Genomic DNA, 20,650 nt, shown 5'->3' with positions numbered 1-20,650 from the left:
GCTGGTGAAGCTCGCGCGGGACGTGGCGATGCTGCTCGGCGGCCTCGGCTTGTCCTTCTACGAGACGGTGATCTCGCCGGAGCCGCGGGAGGTCATCTTGGCGTTGGCCGCGCTGATGCTGGGCTTGCCGGCGTCACTGATCTCCGACCGCGCGTTCGTGAAGCTCACCGGGAAGCTCGGGCCGCAGGAGCCGCCGCCGGAGGACGACGAGAAGACGGACGAGCTGGCGAAGCCGTGACGCCGCCGATGGCGGGACTGGTCGTGCTGGTGCTGCGGGCTCTGGCGTGGGTGCACCCCACCCGGCCGGTGACGACGCTGCTGTGCTTGGCGTGGACGGTCGCCGTTGCGCTGCTGATGCTGCGGGCGGTGGCCGGGTGATCGCCGCGGCAGGCTTCCTGCTCTCCGACGTCGCCCGGTGGGCGGTGATCGCGCTCGGCTCGCTGGTGGTCGGTGCCATCGCCGTCGTGGTCGCCATCCACTGGCGGGCGTTCCGCGCCGCCCCCCGCGGCTACGGGCTGCTGCCGCTGCACGTTGCCCTCATCGGCACCAGCCACGGCGGGCTGATCGCCATGCTCGCCCTCGCCTCGGTCGACAGCTTGGGCCGCGAGTCGATCTCGTGGCGGTTCGGTGTGTACATCGTCTGCTGCCTGCTCACGCTCGTCGCTTTGTGGGTGATCGCGACGTTCCAGTGGCGCCGCATGGTCCACGAGCGCGGCACGACGGTCGTCGAGGGCGTCGCCACGACCATCCGCCCCGGCCGGAGGGCCTCGTGACGTGTTCACCCATCACGATCCGCCGATCTTCGCCGCTCTGTTCGCCGAGCGCCGCCCACCAGGCGGTCGGCACCGCCTGCACGGCCACGACACCCCGACCGAGGAGCTTCCGGTGACCGATCCGCAGGACGGCCAGGAGCCGCGCGCCGACACGGCGGGCCAGCAGGACCACGACGACCCGTGGGTGTACGCCTCCGAGGAGTACGTGGACGCGCCGACGGGCGGCCAGTGATGTCGTGGCGTCTTGCGCGGGCCTTGGTCCGCAAGAAGGAGGCCGTGAACGCCCGTTGGCCGGGACGGGACAAGACGTCCGACGGCACCATTGGCGATGCCGCGCACGCCACTCGGAACTCCGACCACAACCCCTGGGTGGTCGTCGCCGGTCAGGGTGTGGTGCGCGCCGACGACATCGACGTCGACGGCATCGACCCGGGCTGGTACGCCGAGAAGCTTCGCCAGATGGGCGCGGCCGGCGACCCGCGGCTGACCGGCGGCGGCTACGTGATCTACAACCGGCGGATCACCGCCCCGGACTTCTCCGGCTGGAAGGCCTACTCCGGGTCGAACCCGCACGACCACCACGTGCACACCTCGTACTCCCGCGACGTCGCCGGGTTCGACTCGGACGCTGCGTGGAACTTCGGCGCCCCCCTAGCGCCCGCACCGGCGGCGCCGGCGACCTCCGGTGTCGGGGTGCTGCGCCGCGGCAGCAAGGGCCCCGAGGTGGCCGCCTGGCAGCGGTTCCTGCGCCGCTCCTACTCGCGCTTCGGCTCGCTGGTCGACGACGGCGACTACGGGCCCGCCACCGAGGCGTTCGTCCGCAAGGTCCAGGCGTTCCGCGGCATCACCGCCGACGGCATCTCCGGGCCCGCCACCTTCCGCGCCACCAACTACCGCTAGGAGCCACACCATGAGCGACGTCTCCCGCCCCAAGCCGATCACCGACGCCGTGAAGGTCGTCGGGTCCGGCATCTCCGGAGTGCTCGGGGTCGTGCAGACCCTCGTCGTGCTCGGGGTGCTGAACTCGCAGCAGGCCGAGGCGATCAACGAGCTGGGCTACGCCACCTCCGGTGCGCTGCCGGTGCTCGCCGACGCCACCTCCACGATCGTCGCCGTCGTCGCCGGCCTGATCACCATCGGCACCGGTGTGGCTGCCTCGTTCGGGGTGGCGAAGACGGCCGAGCCGAAGGTCACCCCGCTCGAGTCGCCGCGCAACGCCGACGGCGTCCCGCTCATCACGAGCGCTGCACCCGGCACCTACCAGGGCTGACCCGCCGCACCCCGTGACACCGGCCTGACCGGGAGGAGAACCGCATGTCGATCGTGGAGGGCTTCTCGCTCTCGCACGTGCAGCTCCTCGACGGCACGGAGAGCTTCCGGGCCGCGCTGCACCGCACCGCGGTGACCGAGGGCGGCTGGGACGTGTACGGGGTGCGGGAGGCCAGCCTGGACGTCGACGACGACGACTGGGCCAACGAGGGCGACGACGACACGCTCTCCCGCTGGCAGTGGATCAACTACGTCGAGATCGAGGTGCTCTCGGGCTACTTTGGGTTCAAGACCTACGAGCGGCTCACCGGCCGCCCCACCGTCGTCACCGGTTCGGGGGCGTCCACGTCGTACCGGGCCGACCTGTGGCACGAGCTCGACAACAACTTGCCCCCGTGCCCGCTGCTGCTGAAGCTGCCGGCGCGGGACACGCAGGGCCGAGTCCGGGACTTCGTGATCGGTATCTACCGGTTCCAGCTGGGGCCGCTGACGTTCGAGGGCCCTGAGTACAAGGAGGGCCTCGGCGTGTCTTACACGGGCTCGGCGACGAAGACGGCGTTCGACGAGCGCGGGCAGCCGTTCCCGGACGGCAAGCGCCGCTGCGCTGTCGTTCTGTCCTTCCCGGGCGGCGACCCCGACTACGTGCCACCGCCGCCGGGCGCGTTCGGCACCTCCCCCTTCGGCACCTCGACCTTCGGAGGTCAGTGATGAGCATGCCCGTCCCGCTCCCGGCCTCCGGGAGCACTGACTGGTACGGCTGGGCGCAGCAGACCGACCAGGCGGCCCGCCAAGTGTCGGACCAGGCCACCCGACTGCGGGCCTGGACGCTCTCCGAGGCGTGGCGGTTCACTGCCGCCCCGAGCGTGGACGGCAATGGCGCCTACACCACCGGCCCAGTGGCGTGGCCCGACGGCGTGACCGGCACCTACACCACGACGACCGCCGCCACGGGCGCCGCGCTCGGCGCCATCGACGCGTACACGATCACCTACGCCCCGTCCGGCGGGCCCACGAGGACGGTCACGCAGGCAGCGGTCACCCGCGACGCGAACGGGCGGGTCACCGTCCGCCCGGCCCCGGCGGTGGCGTGATGAGCCACCCGATAACCGCTACTAGGCCACATGCGCCGGGCGCCATGGGTGGCGTCGTCAAGCCCTCCCACCTGCGACTTTCCGGAAAGGCGGCCTGACATGGGCGTTCTGGACGCGCCAGCCGTCAACAAGTCCACGGCTTCGCTGCTCGGCGGGCGGGCCTGGGGGTTCCTCGGGGACTCCATCACGAACGGTTCCTCCGCCGCGGTCGGGCGCAGCTTCACCGCGTACCTGCCCCATCTCGTCGGCACCGCCTACGTCGCGCCGCTGACCCCCGCCTCCCCCGCCGCCGGGGTCGCGTACTCGATCAACGGCGGTGTCGCCGGGCAGCGGTCCGACCAGATGCTCGCCCGGATCGACGCACTGCTCGGGTCCGACGTCAAGGGTATGACGCTGCTCGCGGGCACCAACGACGCCCAGCAGGGCGTCTCGACGGCCACCTTCATGAGCAACGTCGCCGCGATCGCCGCCCGCTGCCGCCGCGCCGGCGTCCCGCTCGTCGTCGGCACGGTGCCGCCACGCGGCGCCGCCGCGTCGTCGGCGATCCATCAGGCCGTCGTGGCCTACAATCTGGCGCTGCGGGCGTGGGCGCCCGGCGCCGGGGTGCAGCTCGCCGAGGTCAACGCCGCCCTGGTCGACCCCACGTCGGGGGCGATGCTCGCTGCGTACGACTCCGGGGACAACACCCACCCGAACACCGCCGGGCACCGGGTCATCGCCGAAGCGTTCGCTGCGGCCGTCCGCCGGGTCATGACCCCGCAGTCGCCACTGGTCGTCGCGAAGACCTCGGTCAGTCTCGTCACGAACCCTCTGTTCCCCGGGAACCGCACCAGCTGGTTCGAGCAGCCCGGCGGCACCGGCACCGCCCCCACCTACTCGACGGTCCCCGACGTCACCGGCCGGCTCCCCGCCGGCGGGCAGTGGGCCGAGATGTACTTCGACGGCACCACCTCCGGCGGCACCCGCACCTTCGCGACGAGCCTCGGGTCCGGCTGGTCGGTCGGGGACCTGCTACTGATGGCCGCCTCCATCGACGTCATCGACGTCACCGGCTACGCCGCCGCTGCACTCACCGACCCGCAGACCGCATCGTTCAAGCTGCAGATCGTCAACAACGGCACCCCACTCGCTGCGCAGGTCCCGATCCCGCCGCTCGACGAGGCGCCCGGCGACATCGGGCTCGTCGTCGCCGTCCCGTCCGGCGCCACCGGCCTGTCGCTGTGGTTCACCTGCATCGTCCCCACCGGCGTCGCCGCCCGCTTCCGGATCGGCGCCGCCGACGTCCTCAATCTCACCGCGCTCGGAGTCGGAGGCTTCTGATGGCACCCCGTCGATGGAGCAAGCACGGACCGGCCGCCGTTCCCGCCGCGCAGCGCCCCCGGCTGCAGGGGCAGGAGGACGACATCCTGTCCGCCGCGTTCCCGTGGCCCGACGTCGCCGCCGCGAACTACGTGTTCCTGAACTCGCCCAGCTCCTCAGCGACGGCGCAGACCACCACGGGCACCTTGCGCGTCACCCCGTGGGTGGTGCGCAAGACGCTGTCGCTGGCCCGGATCGGCGCCGAGGTCACGGCGGCCGGCGAGGCAGGCAGCAAGTACCGCATCGCGATCTACGGCGACGACGGCGGCTCCCGGCCCGGCGCGCTGGTGCTCGACGCCGGGCAGATCGCCGGGGACAGCGTCGCCGTCCAGGAACTGACCATCGCCCTCACCCTGCCGCCCGGGGTGTACTGGGTCGGCGGCGCCACACAGACCGTCACCACGACTCAGCCGACGATGCGTACCGTCGCGGGCTGGTTCCCGCCGCTCCCGATCGCGCTCGGTGCCGCGCCCGGCTCCGGAGCGAACATCCTCGGCTACGCGATGACCGGAGTGACCGGCGCCGCGCCCGCCACGTTCAACACCTCCGGCGGCGGGACGGCGATCGCACCGCGCATCCACGCTCGCGCGGCCTGACGCTCGACCTGATAACTGCTCCTAGGCCACATGCGCCGCAGCGCATGGGAGCGGCTGTCAAGCGCCCTGACCTGCGTCTATGTCGCGTGCCGCGAATAGGTTGGTGGCGCCCGGCAGCGACTGCTCCAGCCGTGCCCACGCCTCGCGCAGCTCGACCATCCCGTCCTCCTGCGCCTGGTACTCGTGGGGGCCGAGCTCGGCGAGCTCCCGGGCCGCTGACAGCACGCCGCGAACCCGCCGTCACTGCGTCTCGGTGAGGTCGTTATCCTCGAGAGCTGCCAAGAGCATCAGGGCCGTTGTCATGCGGCGACCCTACGGCGATCTCGCCCGCTAGCCTGAGACCTCCCCACGCCCTACCCGGGAGGCTCCGTGCCCGGACGTCTGGCGCTCGACCTCGGCGCCCACTCCGACATCACTGTCACCGAGAAGCCGGACGGGACGTGGCGCGCCCGCTGCTCCTACCGGCACCGCCGCACCGGCAAGGTCACCCGCCCCGAAGCGTTCGGCGCGTCGAAGACGGCCGCCCGTCGAGCGCTGCAGGCCAAGCTGGAGAAGCTCGGCGACGGCACCGACCCGGCCGCACGCACCGTCCGCGTCCGCACGCTGGCCGAGCAGTGGCTCGCCGGCGTCGACCGGGACGCCGACGACGACCTGCTCTCTCCGAACACCGCCCGCACCTACCGGTCTGTGTGGCGCAACCACCTCGAGCCCCGCGTCGGGGACCTGCAGGCCGGCGAGCTCACCGCCGCCCGCATCGACACCGCGCTCGCCGAGATCGCCGCCCGGTCACGTGACAACGCGAAGCTGGCCCGCCAGGTCATTGGATCCGTGGCGAAGGCCGCAGTGAAGGCGGAAGCGCTGACGCACAACCCGATGCCGTCGATCGACCGGCTCCGTGGTGCCCGCCGCGCCGACCCGAAGGCGCTCGACCGCGACCAGGTGGCGCACCTGCTGCTCGAGCTGGCGAAGTCGCAGTACGCCCGAGACCGGGAACTGCCGGACATCGTGCTGTGGATGCTGGCGACCTCGGAGCGGATCGGGAACGCGCTCGCCGCACGTCTGGACCGGATCGACCTGGCGGCGCGCACCGCCGACGTCGGACCGATCGTGATCCGGGTGAAGGGCAGGGGGCTGGTGATCCGCGGGGAGGGCGCGCAGGGCGACGGGTCGAAGACGCGCAGCCGCACGATCGGCCTGCCGAACGCGGCGGTGCGGATGGTGCGCTCGCGGGTGCTGCAGCTCGGCGGCGCGCAGGAGGGACTGCTGTTCCCGAACGCCCGCGGGGACGGGCCGCTGGACCCGACGACGGTCGGCAAGTGGATGCGGCACGCGCTGAACGAGGCCGGCTACGAGTGGGTGACCCCGCACGTGTTCCGGAAGACGGTGGCCTCGACGCTGGACGCGGCCCGGCTCACTCCTCGCGAGGTGTCAGACCGGTTGGGGCATTCGCGAACCGAGATCACCCAGCAGCACTACATGAAGCGTCGGGCGGATTCGGCGGAGGCGACGGCGGCGATCGACGCGCTGCTCGGCGACGACGATCGCGGACACCTGCGGGTGGTCGGCGAGACGGGCCCGTTCCCGAGCTAAGTGGGGAGTAAGTGGGTGATGATGTTGTTTCCGCGCTTCTCGCAGGTTCGTGACCTGCGGTGATGCTCCTCCTACTGGACTCGAACCAGTAACCCTGCGATTAACAGTCGCATGCTCTGCCGATTGAGCTAAGGAGGACCGTGCTGCGGGCCGGTTCGGCGCCGTTCCGCTCTAGTCGTAGACGGTACCTGACGGGCCTCCGGCCGCTTCAGGCAGGATGGGTCAACGCCGTCGTCGGGAGGATCCGGACATGAAGTTGCTGCCGTTCGCGCTGGGTGTGGGCGTGGGATACGTGCTGGGCGCCAGGGCGGGGCGGGAGCGCTACGAGCAGCTCTCCCGGGCCTACCGCCGGGTCGCCGACAACCCCCAGGTGCAGGCGGCCGCCGGCGTCGCGCAGGCCAAGGCCGGCGAGGCCGTGCAGGCCGCCGTGTCCGTGGCGAAGGAGAAGGTCGCGCCGTCGCCCTCGACGGGCCACGAGCCGGCCGCACCGGGGCGCTCCGCCGGTTCGAACGGGCGCTGAATCCGGACCAACCGGATTCTTCCGGCGGCCTTTACGGTCCCTGGAGACGGTGTTCAGGCGGTGTTCGCCCGCAGGTGAACGGCGTGGTTGCGTCCCGTACCTACCTTCCGTGGTGACCGCGCCCGTTCACCTCGGAGGGGGATCGCCAGGGCATGGAGATCTCACTGATCGTCATCGTCGTCGTCGTGACGGCGTTGGCGTTCGACTTCACCAACGGCTTCCACGACACCGCCAACGCGATGGCCACCTCGATCGCGACCGGGGCTCTGAAGCCCAAGGTCGCCGTGCTCATCGCCGGCATCCTGAACGTCGTCGGGGCCTTCCTGTCCGTGGAGGTCGCGAAGACGATCTCCAGCGGCCTGGTCGACGAGACGAAGATCAACCCGTACATCATCTTCGCCGGCCTGGTCGGCGCGATCCTGTGGAACCTCCTGACCTGGCTGCTGGGACTCCCCTCGAGCTCCTCGCACGCCCTGTTCGGCGGGCTCATCGGCGCCGTCGTGGTGGCGGCGGGCGCCGGGGCGGTGAACTTCGGGACGCTGCTCTCGAAGATCATCCTCCCGGCCGTCGTCTCGCCGGTCCTCGCGGGCGTCATCGCGCTCGTCGGGACCGTGATCGCCTACCGGAGCACGCAGCGCTCCGACGACGAGACGGTGAAGAAGGGCTTCAAGGGCGGGCAGATCGTCTCCGCCTCCCTGGTCGCCCTGGCCCACGGCACGAGCGACGCGCAGAAGACGATGGGCGTCATCACCCTGACCCTCATCGCCGCGGGCGTCCTCGCCCCGAACTCCGGCCCGCCGCTCTGGGTGATCCTCGGCGCCGGCCTCGCGATCGGCCTGGGCACCTACCTCGGGGGCTGGCGGATCATCCGCACGCTCGGCAAGCGGGTCTCGGACATCCAGACCCCGCAGGGCTTCGCGGCCGAGACCTCGACGACCGCCGTCATCCTCGCCTCGGCGCACCTGGGTTTCGCGCTCTCGACCACCCAGGTCGCGACCGGTGCGATCTTCGGTGCCGGTGCGGGTCGGCGGATCGCCGGCGTGCAGTGGGGCGTCGCGGGCCAGATGGCCGTCGCCTGGATCCTGACGCTGCCCGCCGCGGCCATCGTCGGGGCGGTCGCCGCCTACGCGGCGTCGACCGGCGTCATCGGCACCGTGATCGTGGCCGTCGTCGCGATCGCCGTGGCGGTCGGCATCTACGCGGCCTCGCGCCGCACGCCGGTCACGGCGGACAACGTCAACGACGTCCCGTCGCCGGTCGCGCCGGACGAGAAGCGTGAGGTGGCGCAGGCATGAGTGGGCGAGCGAAGCGACGGGAGAAGCAATGAGCATCGCGTGGGGTTCTCTCGGACTGGTCGCGATCGTCTCCTTCGCGGCGGCGATCGTGGTCACGGCGCTGGTGTCGTTCGGGATCGTCGGACTCGCCGCGCGGGCGCCGCGGGCCGACGGCCCGGAGCCGGCGCTCTCGCCGGGGGCCGGCACCGCGGTCGCGGCGGTGTGCCTGACGGTGGCCGTGCTGATCGTGCTCTACGGGCTGTACCTGATCGTCGCCTGACACTCGCGTGCACGACAGCGGCCGTGCCGTCCCCCGCGGACGACACGGCCGCTCGTCACGTCGGAGGGGCGAGCTTCTCCGCGATCCCCTCGGCGAGGGTGTCGACCTCGTCGGGGTCGGTCCCCGGGTCGGGGCGCACGTGCACCTCGATACCGTCCGGGGTGCGGCGCTGGACGAACCAGGCGCCGCCGGTGGGCAGGTCGTGGTGCTGGCGGGTCGAGATGACCGCGGTGACGCGGCGGTGCACCGTCTCCGGGACGCGGCCGGGGTCGGGCAGCGGCAGCCGCACCGGGGCGGCGTCGGCCAGGACGACGACGGATCCGTGTCGCCGTGACTCGGACGCCTCGATCAGCGTCAGCGCCCCGTTCGCCCACGTGGCCTTCGAGACGAGGTGCCACGGCACCCGGCGGTCACCGATCCAGAGACCGAGGTCCGTCGCGAGGACTACCTCCCCGGAGCGGGTCCGGGAGTCGGCGAGCACCCGCTCCTCGCCCTCGAGCGTGCCGGTGAAACCGTCCGGCGTCGGCTCCCGGCCGAGCAGGACCGCCGCCAGCCGCCGGCTCAGGCCGACCACTGGCCGCCGATCGCCTGGTCGCGCAGCGCCTTCTTGTACTGCTCGAGCGCGACGAGGTCACCGAACAGCTCGTGGTACTCGTCGGCGTCGGTGACCGGCGAGATCCGCTGCAGTCGGGACTTGATCTCCGCGACCTGCCGCTCCACCAGCGTCCCCTGCAGGGCGGTGAGCATCGAGGACACGTACCGGTGGTCGTCCGCCTCGCGGGACTGCATCGGCTCGACGGCGAGCTCGGACACCAGTCCCCCGTAAGCAGGAGGGCTGACGGTCTCCGTCACCGCCGCGACCCACGAGGCCCCGGAGTAGCCGCTCGACGTCCCGCCCGCGGCGAGGATCGCCCGGTGCACGGCGAGGTAGCCGTCGTGGCCGAAGGCGTCCTCGGGCAACGTGTCGTAGACGGGGCCGGCGAGGGCCGGGACCTGCAGCGCCGCCTTGAGGACCTCCCGCTGCACGCGCAACCGGGGGTCGTCCCGGCCGGGCATCGGCGGCCCCTCGGCCGAGCCGGACGGCTCGACCGGGCGGACCCGCCGTCGGGAAGAGCTCTGGCGCTGGTCGGCGGGCTGCCCCGCCGTCTCGCGGACCCGGCGGACCACCTGCGCCTCGTCGGCCCAGCCCGTCCAGCCCGCGAGCCGGCGGGCGTAGCCGTCGCGCAGCTCGACCTGCCGGATCTGGGCGACCAACGGGACGCAGCGCTTCAGGGCGGCGGTCTGGCCCTCGACGGTGCCGAGGTCGTAGTCGTCGAGGATGGAGCGGATCGCGAAGGTGAACAGCGGCGAGCGACGGGCGACGAGGTCGCGGACCGCGGTGTCGCCCGTGGCTTGACGCAGCTCGCAGGGGTCCATGCCGTCGGGCGCGATGGCGATGTAGGTCTGGGTGACGAACTGCTGGTCGCCGTCGAACGCCTTGAGCGCCGCGGCCTGCCCGGCGGCGTCGCCGTCGAAGACGTAGATGACCTCGCCGCGGTCGAACGAGTCGTCGAGCAGCAGGCGGCGCAGGACGGCGACGTGGTCGTCGCCGAAGGCGGTGCCGCAGCTGGCGACCGCAGTGGGCACGCCCGCGAGGTGCATCGCCATGACGTCGGTGTAGCCCTCGACGATCACGGCCTGCCGGGTCTTCGCGATGTCCCGCTTGGCCTTGTCGAGCCCGAAGAGCACCTTCGACTTGTGGTAGACGGGCGTCTCGGGGGTGTTGAGGTACTTGGCCTCGATGCGGTCGTCGTCGAACAGCCGCCGGGCGCCGAACCCGACGACGTCGCCGCCGAGGTCGCGGATCGGCCACAGCAGGCGACGCTGGAAGCGGTCCCGGTGGCCGCGCTGGCCGGGCACCGACAGGCCGGCCTTCTCGAGCTCGTCGAGGGTGAAGCCCTGCGCGAGGAGGTGCTTGGTCAGCTTCTCCCAGCCGCCCGGGGCGAATCCGCACCCGAACTGCTCGGCCGCCGCCTGGTCGAACCCCCGCTCGGCGAGGAACTGGCGGGCCGTGTTCGCCTCGCCGGGCGCGCGGAGCTCGTTGGCGTAGAACTCGGCGGCGAGCTTGTTCGCCGCGAGCAGGCGGGATCGCGTCCCGCGGTCGCGCTGGACGCTGGAACCGCCGCCCTCGTAGGTCAGGCGGTACCCGACCCGGTCGGCCAGCTTCTCGACCGCCTCGACGAACCCCAGCTGGTCGATCTGCATGAGGAAGTCGATGGCGCTGCCGTGCGCCCCGCAGCCGAAGCAGTGGTAGGTGTTGTGGCTGGTGCGCACCTGGAACGACGGGGACTTCTCGTCGTGGAAGGGGCACAGCCCCTTCAGCGACCCCGGCCCGGCCGGCCGCAGCGCGACGTACTCGCCGACCAGCTCGTCGATGCGGTTCCGGTCGCGCACCTCCGCGATGTCGGAGTCCCGGATCCGTCCTGCCACGACCGCGAGTTTACGACGACGGGTGCGGGTCGCGGGGGCCCGTCCGTGCAGTTCGAGGTCAATCGCCGGAGGACGCGGCGACGAGGGCCCGCAGGGAGAGCCGGTCGAGCACGAGCAGCGTGCCGCGTGGGCCGAGATCACGCGGCACCGTGAAGCGCCGGACGTCCCCGGGGTGCCCGGACACGACCGTGGAGAGCGGCCAGCGGGTCCCGCGGGCGTCGACGAGCTCGCGCTCGTGCAGGACGAAGCGCCGTCCGCCGACGACGACCCAGTCGCGGTCCGCGAACAACGCGCCGCGGGTGACCGACATCGGTTCTCCGGCGGTGACGAGCCCGCCGCGCACCGGGCGCAGGCGGGGCGTGTTGCAGGGCCCGTCGAGGGTCGGGGTCCACACGCCGACGTCCCGGCCGTCCCAGACGATCCCGGCGTCCTTCCCGGCCCACCACACCTCGACGGCCACGGGCTCGCCGCCGCCGTCCTCCCGGGGCGAGGCGGCCAGCCACGCGGCCTCCTCCTCGCAGCGCCGGACCTTCCCCCGCCGCACGCCGACCACGGACAGTGCGACGACGCACACGACGAGCGCCACCACGACGAGGGCCACGGCCACGAAAGTGACTCTAAGTGACAATAGAGCGGCCGCAAGACCGCCGGAGGAGTGACGCGGCACGGCGTGCGCGATCAACGAGCACCGTCGGCAGTTCGAACGGCAGGTCGACCGTCGACGGTGCTCTGATCCGAGCATTGGCGCGCGATCCTGGGCCGTCGCCGCTGCCCGAGCATGATCACCAGTACATGACGCACCTGATCCGGCCGCCCGAGGTGCCTCGTGTACCGATGATCATGAGGCGGGGCTCGCGACCCTGAGGAGCCGCGGATCGTCCGTGATCAACGAGCACCCTGGGCGGTCTGCCCGGCAGGCCGATCGCCGACGGTGCTCGGTGATCATGAACGGGCGAGGCGCAACCCGTCGTCGGGAAGGCTCAGGAGCCGAAGGCGCCCATCCGCTCGACGATGACCCGGTCGATCTCGCCGTCGGCGACGGTCGCGCCGTCGCCGTCGGTCGCGGAGACGGTGAACGAGAGCCGACCCTTCTCGTCCGGGCCGCTGGCCAGCTTGGCCTTCGTCGTGACGGTCCCGCCGACGCGGGTGGGACGACGGTGCTTGACCCGGACCGCCGTCCCGACGGTCGTCTGGCTGTCCGCGAGCTTCGGGCGGGCCGCCTCGACCGTCGCGGCCTCGAGCCACGCGATGAGCCGGGGGGTGCCGAGAACGGCGACGTCGCCGCTCCCGAGTGCCTGCGCGGTGTCGTCGTGGGTCACCTCGTACGTCACCGGACCGACCCTACGGGGTGTGGCCTGCGGCCAGGTGAGCACTTCGAGGGGCTATAGCCCCTCGAAGTGCTCACCTGAGCTTGCTCACATCGTGGGCGCGTCCGCGTTCGACGGCGTCGTCCGCTGCGACGTGATGTGGTCGTAGTTCCGCTTGATGTACTCCCCGGCCCGGACGGCCAGGGCACCGATCGTCGACGTCGGGTTGACCGCACCGCCGGTGGTGAGCGTGGAGCCGTCGACGACGAAGAGGTTCGGCAGGTCCCACGTCTGGCACCACTTGTTGAGCACCGAGTCCTCGGGCGTGTTGCCCATGCGGCAGGTGCCCATGAGGTGCCAGGCCGGCGGCGGGTAGAGGACGCCGGTGTCGTTGGTCTCGACCGCCCCGACCGCCCGCGTGGCCTCGAAGATCTTCTCGATGCCGTACTTCGCGAGCGCGATGTCGTTCGGGTGCAGCTCGTAGTTCACGTGCGCGGCCGGGATGCCGTCGGAGTCGGTGACCTCCGGGTCGAGCGTCACCGCGTTCGTCTCCACCGGCAGGTCCTCGCCGAACATGAACACCATGAGGTGGTTCGCGAAGTGGTTCGCGAAGAAGTCGCGGTGCTTCTCGCCCCACGGCGCCGTGTACCCGGTGTGCGTCCCCATCGCGGCGTACGACGGGCCGAACGAGCGCGCCACCTGCATGCCGAATCCGTTGACGAATCCGCGGTCCATGTCGGTGTGGTAGAACTCGTGCGAGTACATCGGCGAGCCGAACGAGCCCTTGAATCCCTCGACGGGCTCGTCGAACCACGAGTCGCAGAACGCGAACACGTGGTGCATCAGGTACTTGCCCACCATGCCGTTCGAGTTCGCCAGGCCGTTCTCGTGACCCTTCTGCGCGCTCGCGAGCAGCATGCGCGGCGACCCGATGCCGTTCGCCGCGAGCACCACGATCTTCGCCCGGATCTCGTGCCGGTTGCCGGTGTTCCGGTCGATGTAGACCGCGCCGGTCGCCCTCCCGCCCTCGGCCGTGATCGTCTCGACGCGCGACATCGGGCGCAGATCCACGCCCGCCCGCACGTTGTAGGGCCAGTGCGCGTGCGCCGGCGTCGACAGCGATCCGGTCGGGCTGCCGGAGAGCTCGTTGCCGTGCCCCACGTCGGCCTCGCGGTTCTCCCGGGGCCGGGTGATGACGGCGTTGTCGCTCGGCCACCAGTGCCAGCCCAGGTCGCGGGAGGCCTTGGCGTACTTCAGCCCGAGCTTGCCGGGCAGCACCATCGGGTCGCGCTGGGCGTTCTTGCGGTCCGGGTACGAGGGGTCGCCGAGGAGACCGGAGATGCCGTAGATGGCGTCGTTGCGGTCGTAGAACGGCGCCAGGTCCTCGTAGGAGATCGGCCAGTCGATCGTGCCCTCGAGGCCGTGCTCGGTCCCCTTGCGGAAGTCGACCGGCTTGTAGCGCGGCCAGTGCCCGGCGTAGTGCACCGTCGAGCCGCCGACGTTGTTCATCATGTACGGCGTCGTGGTTCCGGTGACCGGATAGTCCTCGGGCAGCTGGCGGACGTTCGGGTCGTAGGCCCACCCGCGCTGCTTCTCGATCTCCCACTCGTCGTGGTAGTGCGGGTGCTCCGGGGGCGTGACCCACGGACCCTGCTCCAGGCACACGATCTTCGCGCCCGTGTCCTTGAGCTCGTAGGCGACGCCGGCCCCGCCGGGCCCGGCGCCGATGATCAGGACGTCGACTTCTTCGTAGCCGGCCATGGGTGCCTCACTTCGTCCAGGTGAGCTTGGACAGGTCGACGCGCGTGACCTGCTCGGTCTCGAGGTAGGAGCCGTTCTCGTTGGCCTGCGCGAGGGTCGTCTCGTCCCACGGTTCGAGGGACTGGATGTAGCCGTAGGGCAGCGGCGGTCCGTGGTAGTCCTTGCCGGCCGGGACGTTGCGCCGGATCGCGATGACGACCTCGGGCCGTGAGTAGTAGCCGTAGTAGACGAGCGCGCGGATCTGTTCGAAGAACGGGTCCTCGGCCTTCTCCAGCGCTTCGAGGGCTTTGGCCCGCTCGGCCGGGTCGGCGTCGACGAACGCCTGTCCGAGCTTGTCCAGGGCCGCCGTGAAGGAATCGGCGTCCGCGAACGGGAAGTGTTTGTTCTTGTAGCCGCTCGGCGTGATGTACCGCCCGCAGAAGGCGACGAGGTCGACCTCGCTCGCGTTCGGCCAGTCCGGGTGCGGCGGGATGATCGTGTCGGCGAGCGCATTCAGCACCGCGGCCTGGGCGTCGGTGAACCGCACCGGCTGCTCCAGCCCGCCGAGCCGTGGGCGGCCGGTCTCGAAGAACCCACCGCCCCACCCGGGCGCGACCGTGGTCTCGGGGGCGCCGAACGGTGCCGGCTTCTCCCCCAGGGCGTCGTTCATCGGTTGGGTCCTCCTCGGCGTTGAAGAAGCGTTCCTGACGTCGGGTCGCGCGGCTCAGCCGCGTTTCGTGTGCTCTCGTTCGTCGACCACGCGCCGCGACTTGTGCTCGGCGCGCTCGAGGGACCGGGCGTCCACGGACTCGAAGGTCACGCGGACCCCGAGCAGGGACTGCAGGCCGGAGCCGGTGCTGCGCTCGAACTCGGAGCGCTCGCCGTCGGGCAGGGTGCACTCGGCGCGGACGATCATCTCGTCCATCGAGCCGGTGCGGCGGACGACGATCTGGTGCTCGCCGCCGTAGTGCTCCACCTGCCGCAGGTAGTTGTCGACCTCCGTCGGGTACACGTTCTCGCCGCGGATGTGGATCATGTCGTCGATCCGGCCGTACACGCCCTCGGGCAGCTTGGGATAGGTACGCCCGCAGGGGTTGTCCTCCATGACCCAGCGCGTCAGGTCGTTGGAGGCGAGCCGGATCATCGGCTGCGAGGTGCGCTCGAGGTGCGTGTAGACCGGCGTGCCCTCGGAGCCGTACGGCACGGTGCGGAACGAGTCCGGGTCGCAGACCTCGTGCCAGACGATGTCCTGCCAGAGCAGCATCCCGTCCGGGGTTCCGGCCGTGGCCGACGCCGACATGAACGGCGTCATCTCGGCCATCGTCCCGCAGTCGATCACCGTGGCGCCGAAACTGTCCTCGATCGCCTGGCGCACCGACGGCACCGACGCCCCGGGCTCCCCGGAGAAGAACATGACCTTGAGCCCGAACTCGCGGGGGTCGATCTTCTCGGCCTCCGCCACCTCGGCCAGGCGCAGCGCGTACGACGGCGTCGCGTAGAACGCCGCCGGCTTCACCCGGGCCAGCCAGGTGACCGCCCGCGCCGTCATGCCCTGCGCCCCCGCACCGAACGGGAGCACCCGGCAGCGCAGCCGCTCGGCCGCCGTCATCGCCCCCCAGGAGCCCAGGTACAGCGAGAACAGCGCCGCGACGAACACGGTGTCGCCGGGCCGCACACCCATCCCCCACAGGATGCGGGCCTGGTTGTCGGCGATGACCTCCCAGTCGCGTCGCCCGAGCGCGAAGGCCGTGGGAGCGCCCGTCGTCCCGGAGGTCCCGTGGATGTGGTGGACCTCGGACTCGTCGCAACACAGGTAGTCGCCGAACGGCGGGTGGGTCGCCTGCGACTCCCGCATCTCGGCCTTCGTCACGACCGGGACCTGCTCGAACGCCTCGAAGGACGTGATGTCCGCAGGCTTGAGTCCGGCGGCGTCCCACTTGGTCTTGTAGAAGTCCGAGGTCGAGTACGCGTACTCCATGACCTCGCGCAGGCGGACCAGCACCGCCGCGTCCCGCTCGGCCGGGTCCATCGTCTCGCGGACCGGGAACCAGTACGGCGAGTCCGGGTCGGGCAGGTAGTCCTGGTCGTAGCGGGTCGGGAACGCCCACTCCTCCATCGCGGCCATCTCAGGCTCCTTCCTGACGGCGGGCGACCTCGGCGTCGTTCCACGGGGTGAGGGCCTGGTAGTCGGGCACGAAGCCGAGGCCCTTGCCGGAGTCGGGCGAGGGCGCGTCCTGGCTCGTCACGACGTCGACGACGGCGGGCGCGTGCTCGAGCGCGGCCCGGATCGCGGCCTCGAGGTCGTCCGCGTCGGTCACCCGCACGCCGTGCGCACCGAACGCGCGGGCCATCGCGGCGAAGTCGGCGTCGCCGAGCTCGGTCCCGGCGACGAGGCCGTAGTTCTCGGCCTGGTCGTAGCGCTCGATGTTCCAGGCGCGGTTGTTCGAGACGATCACGACGATCTTCGCGCCGTGCCGCACCGCGGTGTCGATCTCGGTGGCCGTGATGCCGAAGGCGCCGTCGCCGGTCACGGCGATCACGGGGCGCTCCGGGGCGGCCAGCGCGGCGGCGATCGCGAACGGGGTCGCCACGCCGAGGCAGCCGAAGGCGCCGGCGTCGAGGTAGCGCGCGCAGCGGGTGATGCCGAGCCGCGCGAACGAGAGCAGGTCGCCGCCGTCCGCGATCATCACGGCGTTTCCCAGGTCCACGGCGTCGCCGTCGAGCGCGTCGAGGGCGCCGAAGATGCGGTTCGGGTGGATGTGCCCGTCGGCGCCGTTCTCGGTGGTGTGCAGGGCCTGCCGGTAGTCCTCGGACCGCTTCCGGTGCTTGGTCTTGAGCCCGTCGCGCCACGTGGTGTCGGGCGTGTGGTCCTTGAGCGCGTCCGCGATCGCGGCGAGGGCGGCTCCGGGCTCGGCGAGGATCTCGACCTCGCCCCGGCGGTTGTCGATCAGCTCGCTCGCGGTGTCGGAGATCCGCACGACCTTCGCGTGCGGGAAGACCGCCGGGGAGCCCATCCCGAGCTGGTAGTCGAGCTGGCGGCCGACCGTGATCAGCAGGTCGGTGTCGCGCATGACCGCCGATCTCGCGCTCCCGACGGCGGCCGGGTGCGCGTCCGGCACCAGCCCGCGGCTCTCCTGGGTGTCCAGGTAGGCCGCGCCGGAGGCGTCGAGCAGGCGGATGAGGTCGGTGCCGTCGGTGGTCCGGGCGCCGCGGCCGGAGATGATCGCCGGCTTCGACGCGGCCCGGATCAGGGCGGCCACGTCGGCGACGTCGTCGGGGTGGGGCTGGGGACGGCGCTTCGGCTTGGCCCGCAGGTGCTCGGGCATCTGCAGGGCCGGCGGCACCTCACGGCGGAGCACGTCGGTGGGGATCTCGAGGTAGACCGGGCCCGGCTCGCCGCGATCACCCGACGCGCGCGCCCAGGCCTCGTCGAACTCGCGCAGGACCTGGTCGGCGCTGCGCAGCGTGCGGGAGAGGCGCGTGACCGGCTCGAGGATCGCGGTGTGCGGGATGTCCTGCAGCGGGCCCATGTTCGACTGCGGGATCGGCGGGCAGCCCCCGATCACCAGCAGTGGGATGCGCGAGACCGACGCGTTCGCCACCGCCGTCACCGTGTTCGTGACGCCGGGTCCGGCCGTCACCATCGCGACCGCGGTCTGCCCCGTCAGCTCGGTGTGCGCGTGCGCCATGTGCACCGCCGAGCCCTCGTCGCGGACGTCGACGATGCGGACGCCGCGTCGGGCGAGCTGGTCCCAGATCGGCTGGATGTGGCCGCCCTGCAGGCCGAACACACGGTCGACGCCGTGCTCGGTCAGGAACTCCGCCACCAGACTCGCGACCTGCTCCCGGGCGCGCTCCGCCATGGACCCTCCTCGTCGAGGTGATCGACATCACGTGTCGTGCGTCACCTGACCGTGCCGCATTCTGAATTCAGAAGTCAAGACTGTCACGGGAAACCTCGACCACTACGATGGCGCCGATGGCAGACCTGCCCCAGAGACCCTCGCGGACCGACCAGGTCTTCGAGGCGATCGTCGACGACATCTGCACCGGCCGGCTCACGCCGGGCGCGCCGTTGCGTCAGGAGCAGCTCGCGGAACGGTTCAACGTCTCCCGCCAGCCCGTCCAACAGGCGCTGCTCCTGCTGCGTAACCAGGGCCTGGTGCGCGAGTTCGGGCGCCGCGGGCTGGAGGTCACGCCGCTCGAGCGCGACTTCGTCAGCCACCTCTACGAGCTGCGCGCCATCCTCGACGGGCAGGCCGCGCGGCTGGCCGCGGACCGGAGGACCGGCGAGTGGCTCCGGCACGCGACGCGGATCGTGGTCGCCGGGCGGCAGGCCTTCGACGACCGTTCCTTCGCGCTGATGGTCCGCAACGACGTCGAGTTCCACCGGACCGTCGTCGAGGCCACCGCGAACCCCCTGCTGGCGGAGAGCGCCGGCGTCATGTGGCGCAACGTGCAGCGGGTGATGGGCGAGGTCCTGTTGCAGGGCGGCGCTCCGGCCTGGGTCTGGGAGGACCACGCGGCGATCCTGGACGCCATCCGCGACGGCGACGGCGAGGCCGCCGAGGCGCTCGCACGGCGGCACGCCGAGCACGGCGAGCAGCTCATCCTCGACGCGATGCCCGCCGAGGGCGCCCCCACCGACGGGGCCGCGCCGCCGGTGATGGCCGCGCCCGACGACGAGGCCCCGCTCGCGGAGTAGTCAGCCCCCGGTGGCCGTGCGGTGCACGCCGAGCAGGTGGCGGTAGGCCGCGGCGCTGACGCCGTTGAAGGACTGCTCGTCCTCGCTCGTCTCGCGACGCACCTTGCCCGGTACCCCGGCGACGAGGGAGCCGGGCGGCACCGTCACGCCCTGGGAGATCACCGCTCCGGCGGCGACGACGGAGCCGCGACCGACCGTCGCGCCGTTCATGATCACCGCACCCATGCCGACCAGGCAGTCGTCCTCCACGGTGCAGCCGTGGACCACGGCGCGGTGCCCCACGGTGACGTTCTCGCCCACCGTGCACGGGAACCCCGGGTCGGCGTGCAGCACCGAGCCGTCCTGGACGTTCGACCCGGCGCCGATCGTGATGGTGTCGTTGTCGGCCCGCACCACCGCCTGGTACCAGATCCCGACCTCCGGACCGAGGGTCGCGCGGCCCGCGACGACCGCACCGGGCGCGATCCAGGCCGACGGGTCGATCTCCGGGCGGTGCCCGTCCACGGTGACGATCAGGTGGTCCATGCCGGGCATCGAAGCAGGTTCACGGGCCGGTGAGCACGCCGGCGGGTCCCGACGACGACGGGTCGCTGCGGTCGGTGAGGTCGCTGTCGACGGTGTCCGGGTCCTCCTCCTCGGGGGCCGGTGTCGGCGGGGTCATGGCGGTCGCCCACGGGGCCGGCTGCGGGGTCGGCGCCCAGGCCGCTGCCTGACCAGTCGTCGGGACCGGGTCGAGGCCGGGGAGACCGTCCGGCGCCACCGCGGGGACGGCCGGCGCCGCCGGGGTGAGGTCCCAGCGGCCGTCGACCGGCCGGCGTTGCAGGGTCGGACCGGCCGTGAGCGCCTCGACCGACACCTCGCCGAGGCGCTGACGGACCCGCGCGACCACGCGCGCGGGCCCGCGCACCACCGCGGTGAGGGCGATCCGGTCCCCGTGCGGGTCGGGGACCTTCCGGACCACGTGGGTCCGCCCGTCGCCGGTGTCGACGACGATCGCGTCCCCGGTCGGGGCCAGGACGTCGCCGGCCCGCGCGAGGTCGGCGTGAGCCGCCCCGAGCAGCTCGAGGTCGGCCAGCTCCTCGTCGCGCGTACACGCGTCGAGGACGAAACCGCTCATGACGTCGACGAGCGTCGCGGCCACCACGCGCCGGTCGGCCAGCAGCGAGGAGAGCACCGTCGACAGGCCGTCCGCCCGCACGCACGTCACATGACGATGCCGCGCCACCGCCGGCAGGTCAGCGTCGCCCGGCCTGCTGCGGGAAGTACGCCGGCTCGGCCGGCGCCGCGGTCGGGTCGTCCATCGAGAAGCGCGCGCAGATCATGCGCAGGTCACGACGGGCCATCGCGAGGTTGGCCTGCTGGCGGTTGAGCACCAGGTAGAGGAACAGCTTGTCGTCGTCGTTGCGCGAGTAGATCGGCCGGATGATGTGGTACTGCGTGTCGAGGGTGATCAGGATGTCCTCGATGGTCTCGCGCAGGCCCAGCTTCGCCATCACGTCGAACTTCGCGCGGACGACCTCGGAGTTGCCCGGGGCCGCGACGTCCAGGTCGAACTCGGCGCTGCCGCCGCGGGAGCCCAGCGTCATGCCGCTGTCGTAGTCGACCAGGGCCACCGCGAAGGCGCCCTTGATGTTGGTCGCGGCGTTGAGGATGTAGTCGATGTCGGCCATGGGTGTC

Annotated in this window: 26 protein-coding genes and 1 tRNA gene; 14 read left to right on the top strand and 13 right to left on the bottom strand. The window is 71.9% G+C overall.

All coding sequences use genetic code 11. The annotated features are described in order from the left end of the window. Window positions 1–4: 4 nt before the first annotated feature. The 9 genes from QRT03_RS25730 (at window position 5) to QRT03_RS25690 (ending at window position 5,088) form a co-directional block, all read left to right on the top strand. Window positions 5–238 (top strand): hypothetical protein, encoded by a 234-nt coding sequence (locus QRT03_RS25730; RefSeq protein ID WP_286055981.1) that lies wholly within the window; start codon window positions 5–7, stop codon window positions 236–238. Beyond that, window positions 235–378 carry a hypothetical protein gene (locus QRT03_RS25725; protein WP_286055980.1) on the top strand — a complete coding sequence of 48 codons (144 nt, stop codon included), beginning with the start codon at window positions 235–237 and terminating at the stop codon, window positions 376–378. The genes QRT03_RS25730 and QRT03_RS25725 overlap by 4 nt, the downstream gene beginning before the upstream one ends. Further along, window positions 375–773, top strand: coding sequence for a hypothetical protein (locus QRT03_RS25720; protein ID WP_286055979.1), 399 nt, complete (start codon window positions 375–377; stop codon window positions 771–773). The genes QRT03_RS25725 and QRT03_RS25720 overlap by 4 nt, the downstream gene beginning before the upstream one ends. Before the next feature lie 276 nt (window positions 774–1,049). Beyond that, window positions 1,050–1,673 (top strand): peptidoglycan-binding domain-containing protein, encoded by a 624-nt coding sequence (locus tag QRT03_RS25715; RefSeq protein ID WP_286055977.1) that lies wholly within the window; start codon window positions 1,050–1,052, stop codon window positions 1,671–1,673. Between the two features lie 10 nt (window positions 1,674–1,683). Then, window positions 1,684–2,043 (top strand): hypothetical protein, encoded by a 360-nt coding sequence (locus tag QRT03_RS25710; RefSeq protein ID WP_286055975.1) that lies wholly within the window; start codon window positions 1,684–1,686, stop codon window positions 2,041–2,043. A 44-nt stretch (window positions 2,044–2,087) separates the two neighbouring features. After that, entirely contained in the window at window positions 2,088–2,750 is a 663-nt protein-coding gene (locus QRT03_RS25705; RefSeq protein WP_286055973.1) for a hypothetical protein, read from the top strand. After that, window positions 2,750–3,133, top strand: a complete 384-nt coding sequence (locus QRT03_RS25700; RefSeq protein WP_286055972.1) for a hypothetical protein — start codon at window positions 2,750–2,752, stop codon at window positions 3,131–3,133. The genes QRT03_RS25705 and QRT03_RS25700 overlap by 1 nt, the downstream gene beginning before the upstream one ends. Window positions 3,134–3,232: 99 nt before the next feature. After that, window positions 3,233–4,453, top strand: coding sequence for an SGNH/GDSL hydrolase family protein (locus QRT03_RS25695; protein WP_286055970.1), 1,221 nt, complete (start codon window positions 3,233–3,235; stop codon window positions 4,451–4,453). Then, window positions 4,453–5,088 carry a hypothetical protein gene (locus tag QRT03_RS25690; protein WP_286055969.1) on the top strand — a complete coding sequence of 212 codons (636 nt, stop codon included), beginning with the start codon at window positions 4,453–4,455 and terminating at the stop codon, window positions 5,086–5,088. Before QRT03_RS25695 ends, QRT03_RS25690 begins: the two co-directional genes overlap by 1 nt. Before the next feature lie 57 nt (window positions 5,089–5,145). On the opposite strand, the gene QRT03_RS25685 is transcribed toward QRT03_RS25690, so the two are convergent. Further along, a complete protein-coding gene (locus QRT03_RS25685) occupies window positions 5,146–5,313 on the bottom strand; it encodes a hypothetical protein (RefSeq protein WP_286055968.1) in 168 nt (55 codons plus the stop codon). A gap of 144 nt (window positions 5,314–5,457) precedes the next feature. Here QRT03_RS25685 and QRT03_RS25680 point away from each other — a divergent pair, with 144 nt between their 5' ends. Beyond that, a complete protein-coding gene (locus QRT03_RS25680) occupies window positions 5,458–6,678 on the top strand; it encodes a tyrosine-type recombinase/integrase (protein ID WP_286055967.1) in 1,221 nt (406 codons plus the stop codon). Between the two features lie 65 nt (window positions 6,679–6,743). Here the strand turns inward: QRT03_RS25680 and QRT03_RS25675 are convergent. Then, window positions 6,744–6,816: transfer RNA gene (locus tag QRT03_RS25675), tRNA-Asn, on the bottom strand. A 112-nt stretch (window positions 6,817–6,928) separates the two neighbouring features. Here QRT03_RS25675 and QRT03_RS25670 point away from each other — a divergent pair. The 3 genes from QRT03_RS25670 to QRT03_RS25660 all read left to right on the top strand — a co-directional run bounded on the left by QRT03_RS25670 (window position 6,929) and on the right by QRT03_RS25660 (window position 8,752). Continuing rightward, entirely contained in the window at window positions 6,929–7,198 is a 270-nt protein-coding gene (locus tag QRT03_RS25670) for a hypothetical protein (RefSeq protein ID WP_286055966.1), read from the top strand. A 152-nt stretch (window positions 7,199–7,350) separates the two neighbouring features. Then, window positions 7,351–8,493, top strand: coding sequence for an inorganic phosphate transporter (locus tag QRT03_RS25665; protein WP_286055965.1), 1,143 nt, complete (start codon window positions 7,351–7,353; stop codon window positions 8,491–8,493). A 28-nt stretch (window positions 8,494–8,521) separates the two neighbouring features. Continuing rightward, the gene (locus QRT03_RS25660) at window positions 8,522–8,752 is read left to right on the top strand and encodes a hypothetical protein (RefSeq protein ID WP_286055964.1); all 231 of its coding nucleotides are present in this window, start codon (window positions 8,522–8,524) and stop codon (window positions 8,750–8,752) included. Window positions 8,753–8,807: 55 nt separating this feature from the next. Here the strand turns inward: QRT03_RS25660 and QRT03_RS25655 are convergent, their stop codons facing one another. The 8 genes from QRT03_RS25655 to QRT03_RS25620 form a co-directional block, all read right to left on the bottom strand. Next, window positions 8,808–9,326, bottom strand: coding sequence for a hypothetical protein (locus QRT03_RS25655; RefSeq protein WP_286055963.1), 519 nt, complete (start codon window positions 9,324–9,326; stop codon window positions 8,808–8,810). Further along, the gene (gene dnaG / locus QRT03_RS25650) at window positions 9,314–11,221 is read right to left on the bottom strand and encodes a DNA primase (protein ID WP_286055962.1); all 1,908 of its coding nucleotides are present in this window, start codon (window positions 11,219–11,221) and stop codon (window positions 9,314–9,316) included. The genes QRT03_RS25655 and dnaG overlap by 13 nt, the downstream gene beginning before the upstream one ends. Window positions 11,222–11,279: 58 nt before the next feature. After that, window positions 11,280–11,828 (bottom strand): hypothetical protein, encoded by a 549-nt coding sequence (locus QRT03_RS25645; RefSeq protein ID WP_286055961.1) that lies wholly within the window; start codon window positions 11,826–11,828, stop codon window positions 11,280–11,282. Window positions 11,829–12,201: 373 nt separating this feature from the next. Further along, window positions 12,202–12,552 carry a thioesterase family protein gene (locus QRT03_RS25640; RefSeq protein ID WP_286055960.1) on the bottom strand — a complete coding sequence of 117 codons (351 nt, stop codon included), beginning with the start codon at window positions 12,550–12,552 and terminating at the stop codon, window positions 12,202–12,204. Window positions 12,553–12,636: 84 nt separating this feature from the next. Further along, window positions 12,637–14,289: a GMC family oxidoreductase gene (locus QRT03_RS25635; RefSeq protein WP_286055959.1), complete on the bottom strand. Its 1,653-nt coding sequence runs from the start codon at window positions 14,287–14,289 to the stop codon at window positions 12,637–12,639. 7 nt (window positions 14,290–14,296) lie between these two features. After that, window positions 14,297–14,938, bottom strand: a complete 642-nt coding sequence (locus tag QRT03_RS25630) for a gluconate 2-dehydrogenase subunit 3 family protein (protein WP_286055958.1) — start codon at window positions 14,936–14,938, stop codon at window positions 14,297–14,299. Between the two features lie 54 nt (window positions 14,939–14,992). Next, the gene (locus QRT03_RS25625) at window positions 14,993–16,393 is read right to left on the bottom strand and encodes a phenylacetate--CoA ligase family protein (protein WP_286055957.1); all 1,401 of its coding nucleotides are present in this window, start codon (window positions 16,391–16,393) and stop codon (window positions 14,993–14,995) included. Window position 16,394: 1 nt separating this feature from the next. After that, window positions 16,395–18,131 carry a thiamine pyrophosphate-binding protein gene (locus QRT03_RS25620; RefSeq protein ID WP_286055955.1) on the bottom strand — a complete coding sequence of 579 codons (1,737 nt, stop codon included), beginning with the start codon at window positions 18,129–18,131 and terminating at the stop codon, window positions 16,395–16,397. Between the two features lie 116 nt (window positions 18,132–18,247). Here QRT03_RS25620 and QRT03_RS25615 point away from each other — a divergent pair, with 116 nt between their 5' ends. Continuing rightward, a complete protein-coding gene (locus QRT03_RS25615) occupies window positions 18,248–18,973 on the top strand; it encodes a GntR family transcriptional regulator (RefSeq protein ID WP_286055954.1) in 726 nt (241 codons plus the stop codon). Here QRT03_RS25615 and QRT03_RS25610 read toward each other — a convergent pair whose 3' ends face one another. The 3 genes from QRT03_RS25610 to QRT03_RS25600 are packed head-to-tail and all read right to left on the bottom strand — an operon-like array spanning window position 18,974 to window position 20,643. Next, window positions 18,974–19,498: a gamma carbonic anhydrase family protein gene (locus tag QRT03_RS25610; protein ID WP_286055953.1), complete on the bottom strand. Its 525-nt coding sequence runs from the start codon at window positions 19,496–19,498 to the stop codon at window positions 18,974–18,976. It lies immediately after the preceding gene. Window positions 19,499–19,517: 19 nt separating this feature from the next. Continuing rightward, the gene (locus QRT03_RS25605) at window positions 19,518–20,171 is read right to left on the bottom strand and encodes a hypothetical protein (RefSeq protein WP_286055952.1); all 654 of its coding nucleotides are present in this window, start codon (window positions 20,169–20,171) and stop codon (window positions 19,518–19,520) included. A gap of 37 nt (window positions 20,172–20,208) precedes the next feature. Next, complete coding sequence (locus QRT03_RS25600; RefSeq protein ID WP_286055951.1) at window positions 20,209–20,643, bottom strand: hypothetical protein; 435 nt, start codon at window positions 20,641–20,643, stop codon at window positions 20,209–20,211. Between the last annotated feature and the right edge of the window lie 7 nt (window positions 20,644–20,650).

It is taken from the genome of Actinomycetospora termitidis, from assembly GCF_030286555.1.
Classification (GTDB): Bacteria; Actinomycetota; Actinomycetes; order Mycobacteriales; family Pseudonocardiaceae; genus Actinomycetospora; species Actinomycetospora termitidis.
Note: the sequence above shows the minus strand (reverse complement) of the source record. Positions and strands in the feature narration are given on the sequence as shown.

Bases quoted from the DNA above. Each gene is read 5' to 3' on its own strand.
- QRT03_RS25615 (WP_286055954.1), top strand. From the start codon at position 18,248: ATGGCAGACCTGCCCCAGAGACCCTCGCGGACCGACCAGGTCTTCGAG.
- QRT03_RS25710 (WP_286055975.1), top strand. From the start codon at position 1,684: ATGAGCGACGTCTCCCGCCCCAAGCCGATCACCGACGCCGTGAAGGTC.
- QRT03_RS25695 (WP_286055970.1), top strand. From the start codon at position 3,233: ATGGGCGTTCTGGACGCGCCAGCCGTCAACAAGTCCACGGCTTCGCTG.
- QRT03_RS25600 (WP_286055951.1), bottom strand. From the start codon at position 20,643: ATGGCCGACATCGACTACATCCTCAACGCCGCGACCAACATCAAGGGC.
- QRT03_RS25610 (WP_286055953.1), bottom strand. From the start codon at position 19,498: ATGGACCACCTGATCGTCACCGTGGACGGGCACCGCCCGGAGATCGAC.
- QRT03_RS25625 (WP_286055957.1), bottom strand. From the start codon at position 16,393: ATGGCCGCGATGGAGGAGTGGGCGTTCCCGACCCGCTACGACCAGGAC.
- QRT03_RS25690 (WP_286055969.1), top strand. From the start codon at position 4,453: ATGGCACCCCGTCGATGGAGCAAGCACGGACCGGCCGCCGTTCCCGCC.
- QRT03_RS25705 (WP_286055973.1), top strand. From the start codon at position 2,088: ATGTCGATCGTGGAGGGCTTCTCGCTCTCGCACGTGCAGCTCCTCGAC.
- QRT03_RS25660 (WP_286055964.1), top strand. From the start codon at position 8,522: ATGAGCATCGCGTGGGGTTCTCTCGGACTGGTCGCGATCGTCTCCTTC.
- QRT03_RS25665 (WP_286055965.1), top strand. From the start codon at position 7,351: ATGGAGATCTCACTGATCGTCATCGTCGTCGTCGTGACGGCGTTGGCG.
- QRT03_RS25700 (WP_286055972.1), top strand. From the start codon at position 2,750: ATGAGCATGCCCGTCCCGCTCCCGGCCTCCGGGAGCACTGACTGGTAC.
- QRT03_RS25635 (WP_286055959.1), bottom strand. From the start codon at position 14,289: ATGGCCGGCTACGAAGAAGTCGACGTCCTGATCATCGGCGCCGGGCCC.
- QRT03_RS25620 (WP_286055955.1), bottom strand. From the start codon at position 18,131: ATGGCGGAGCGCGCCCGGGAGCAGGTCGCGAGTCTGGTGGCGGAGTTC.
- QRT03_RS25670 (WP_286055966.1), top strand. From the start codon at position 6,929: ATGAAGTTGCTGCCGTTCGCGCTGGGTGTGGGCGTGGGATACGTGCTG.
- QRT03_RS25630 (WP_286055958.1), bottom strand. From the start codon at position 14,938: ATGAACGACGCCCTGGGGGAGAAGCCGGCACCGTTCGGCGCCCCCGAG.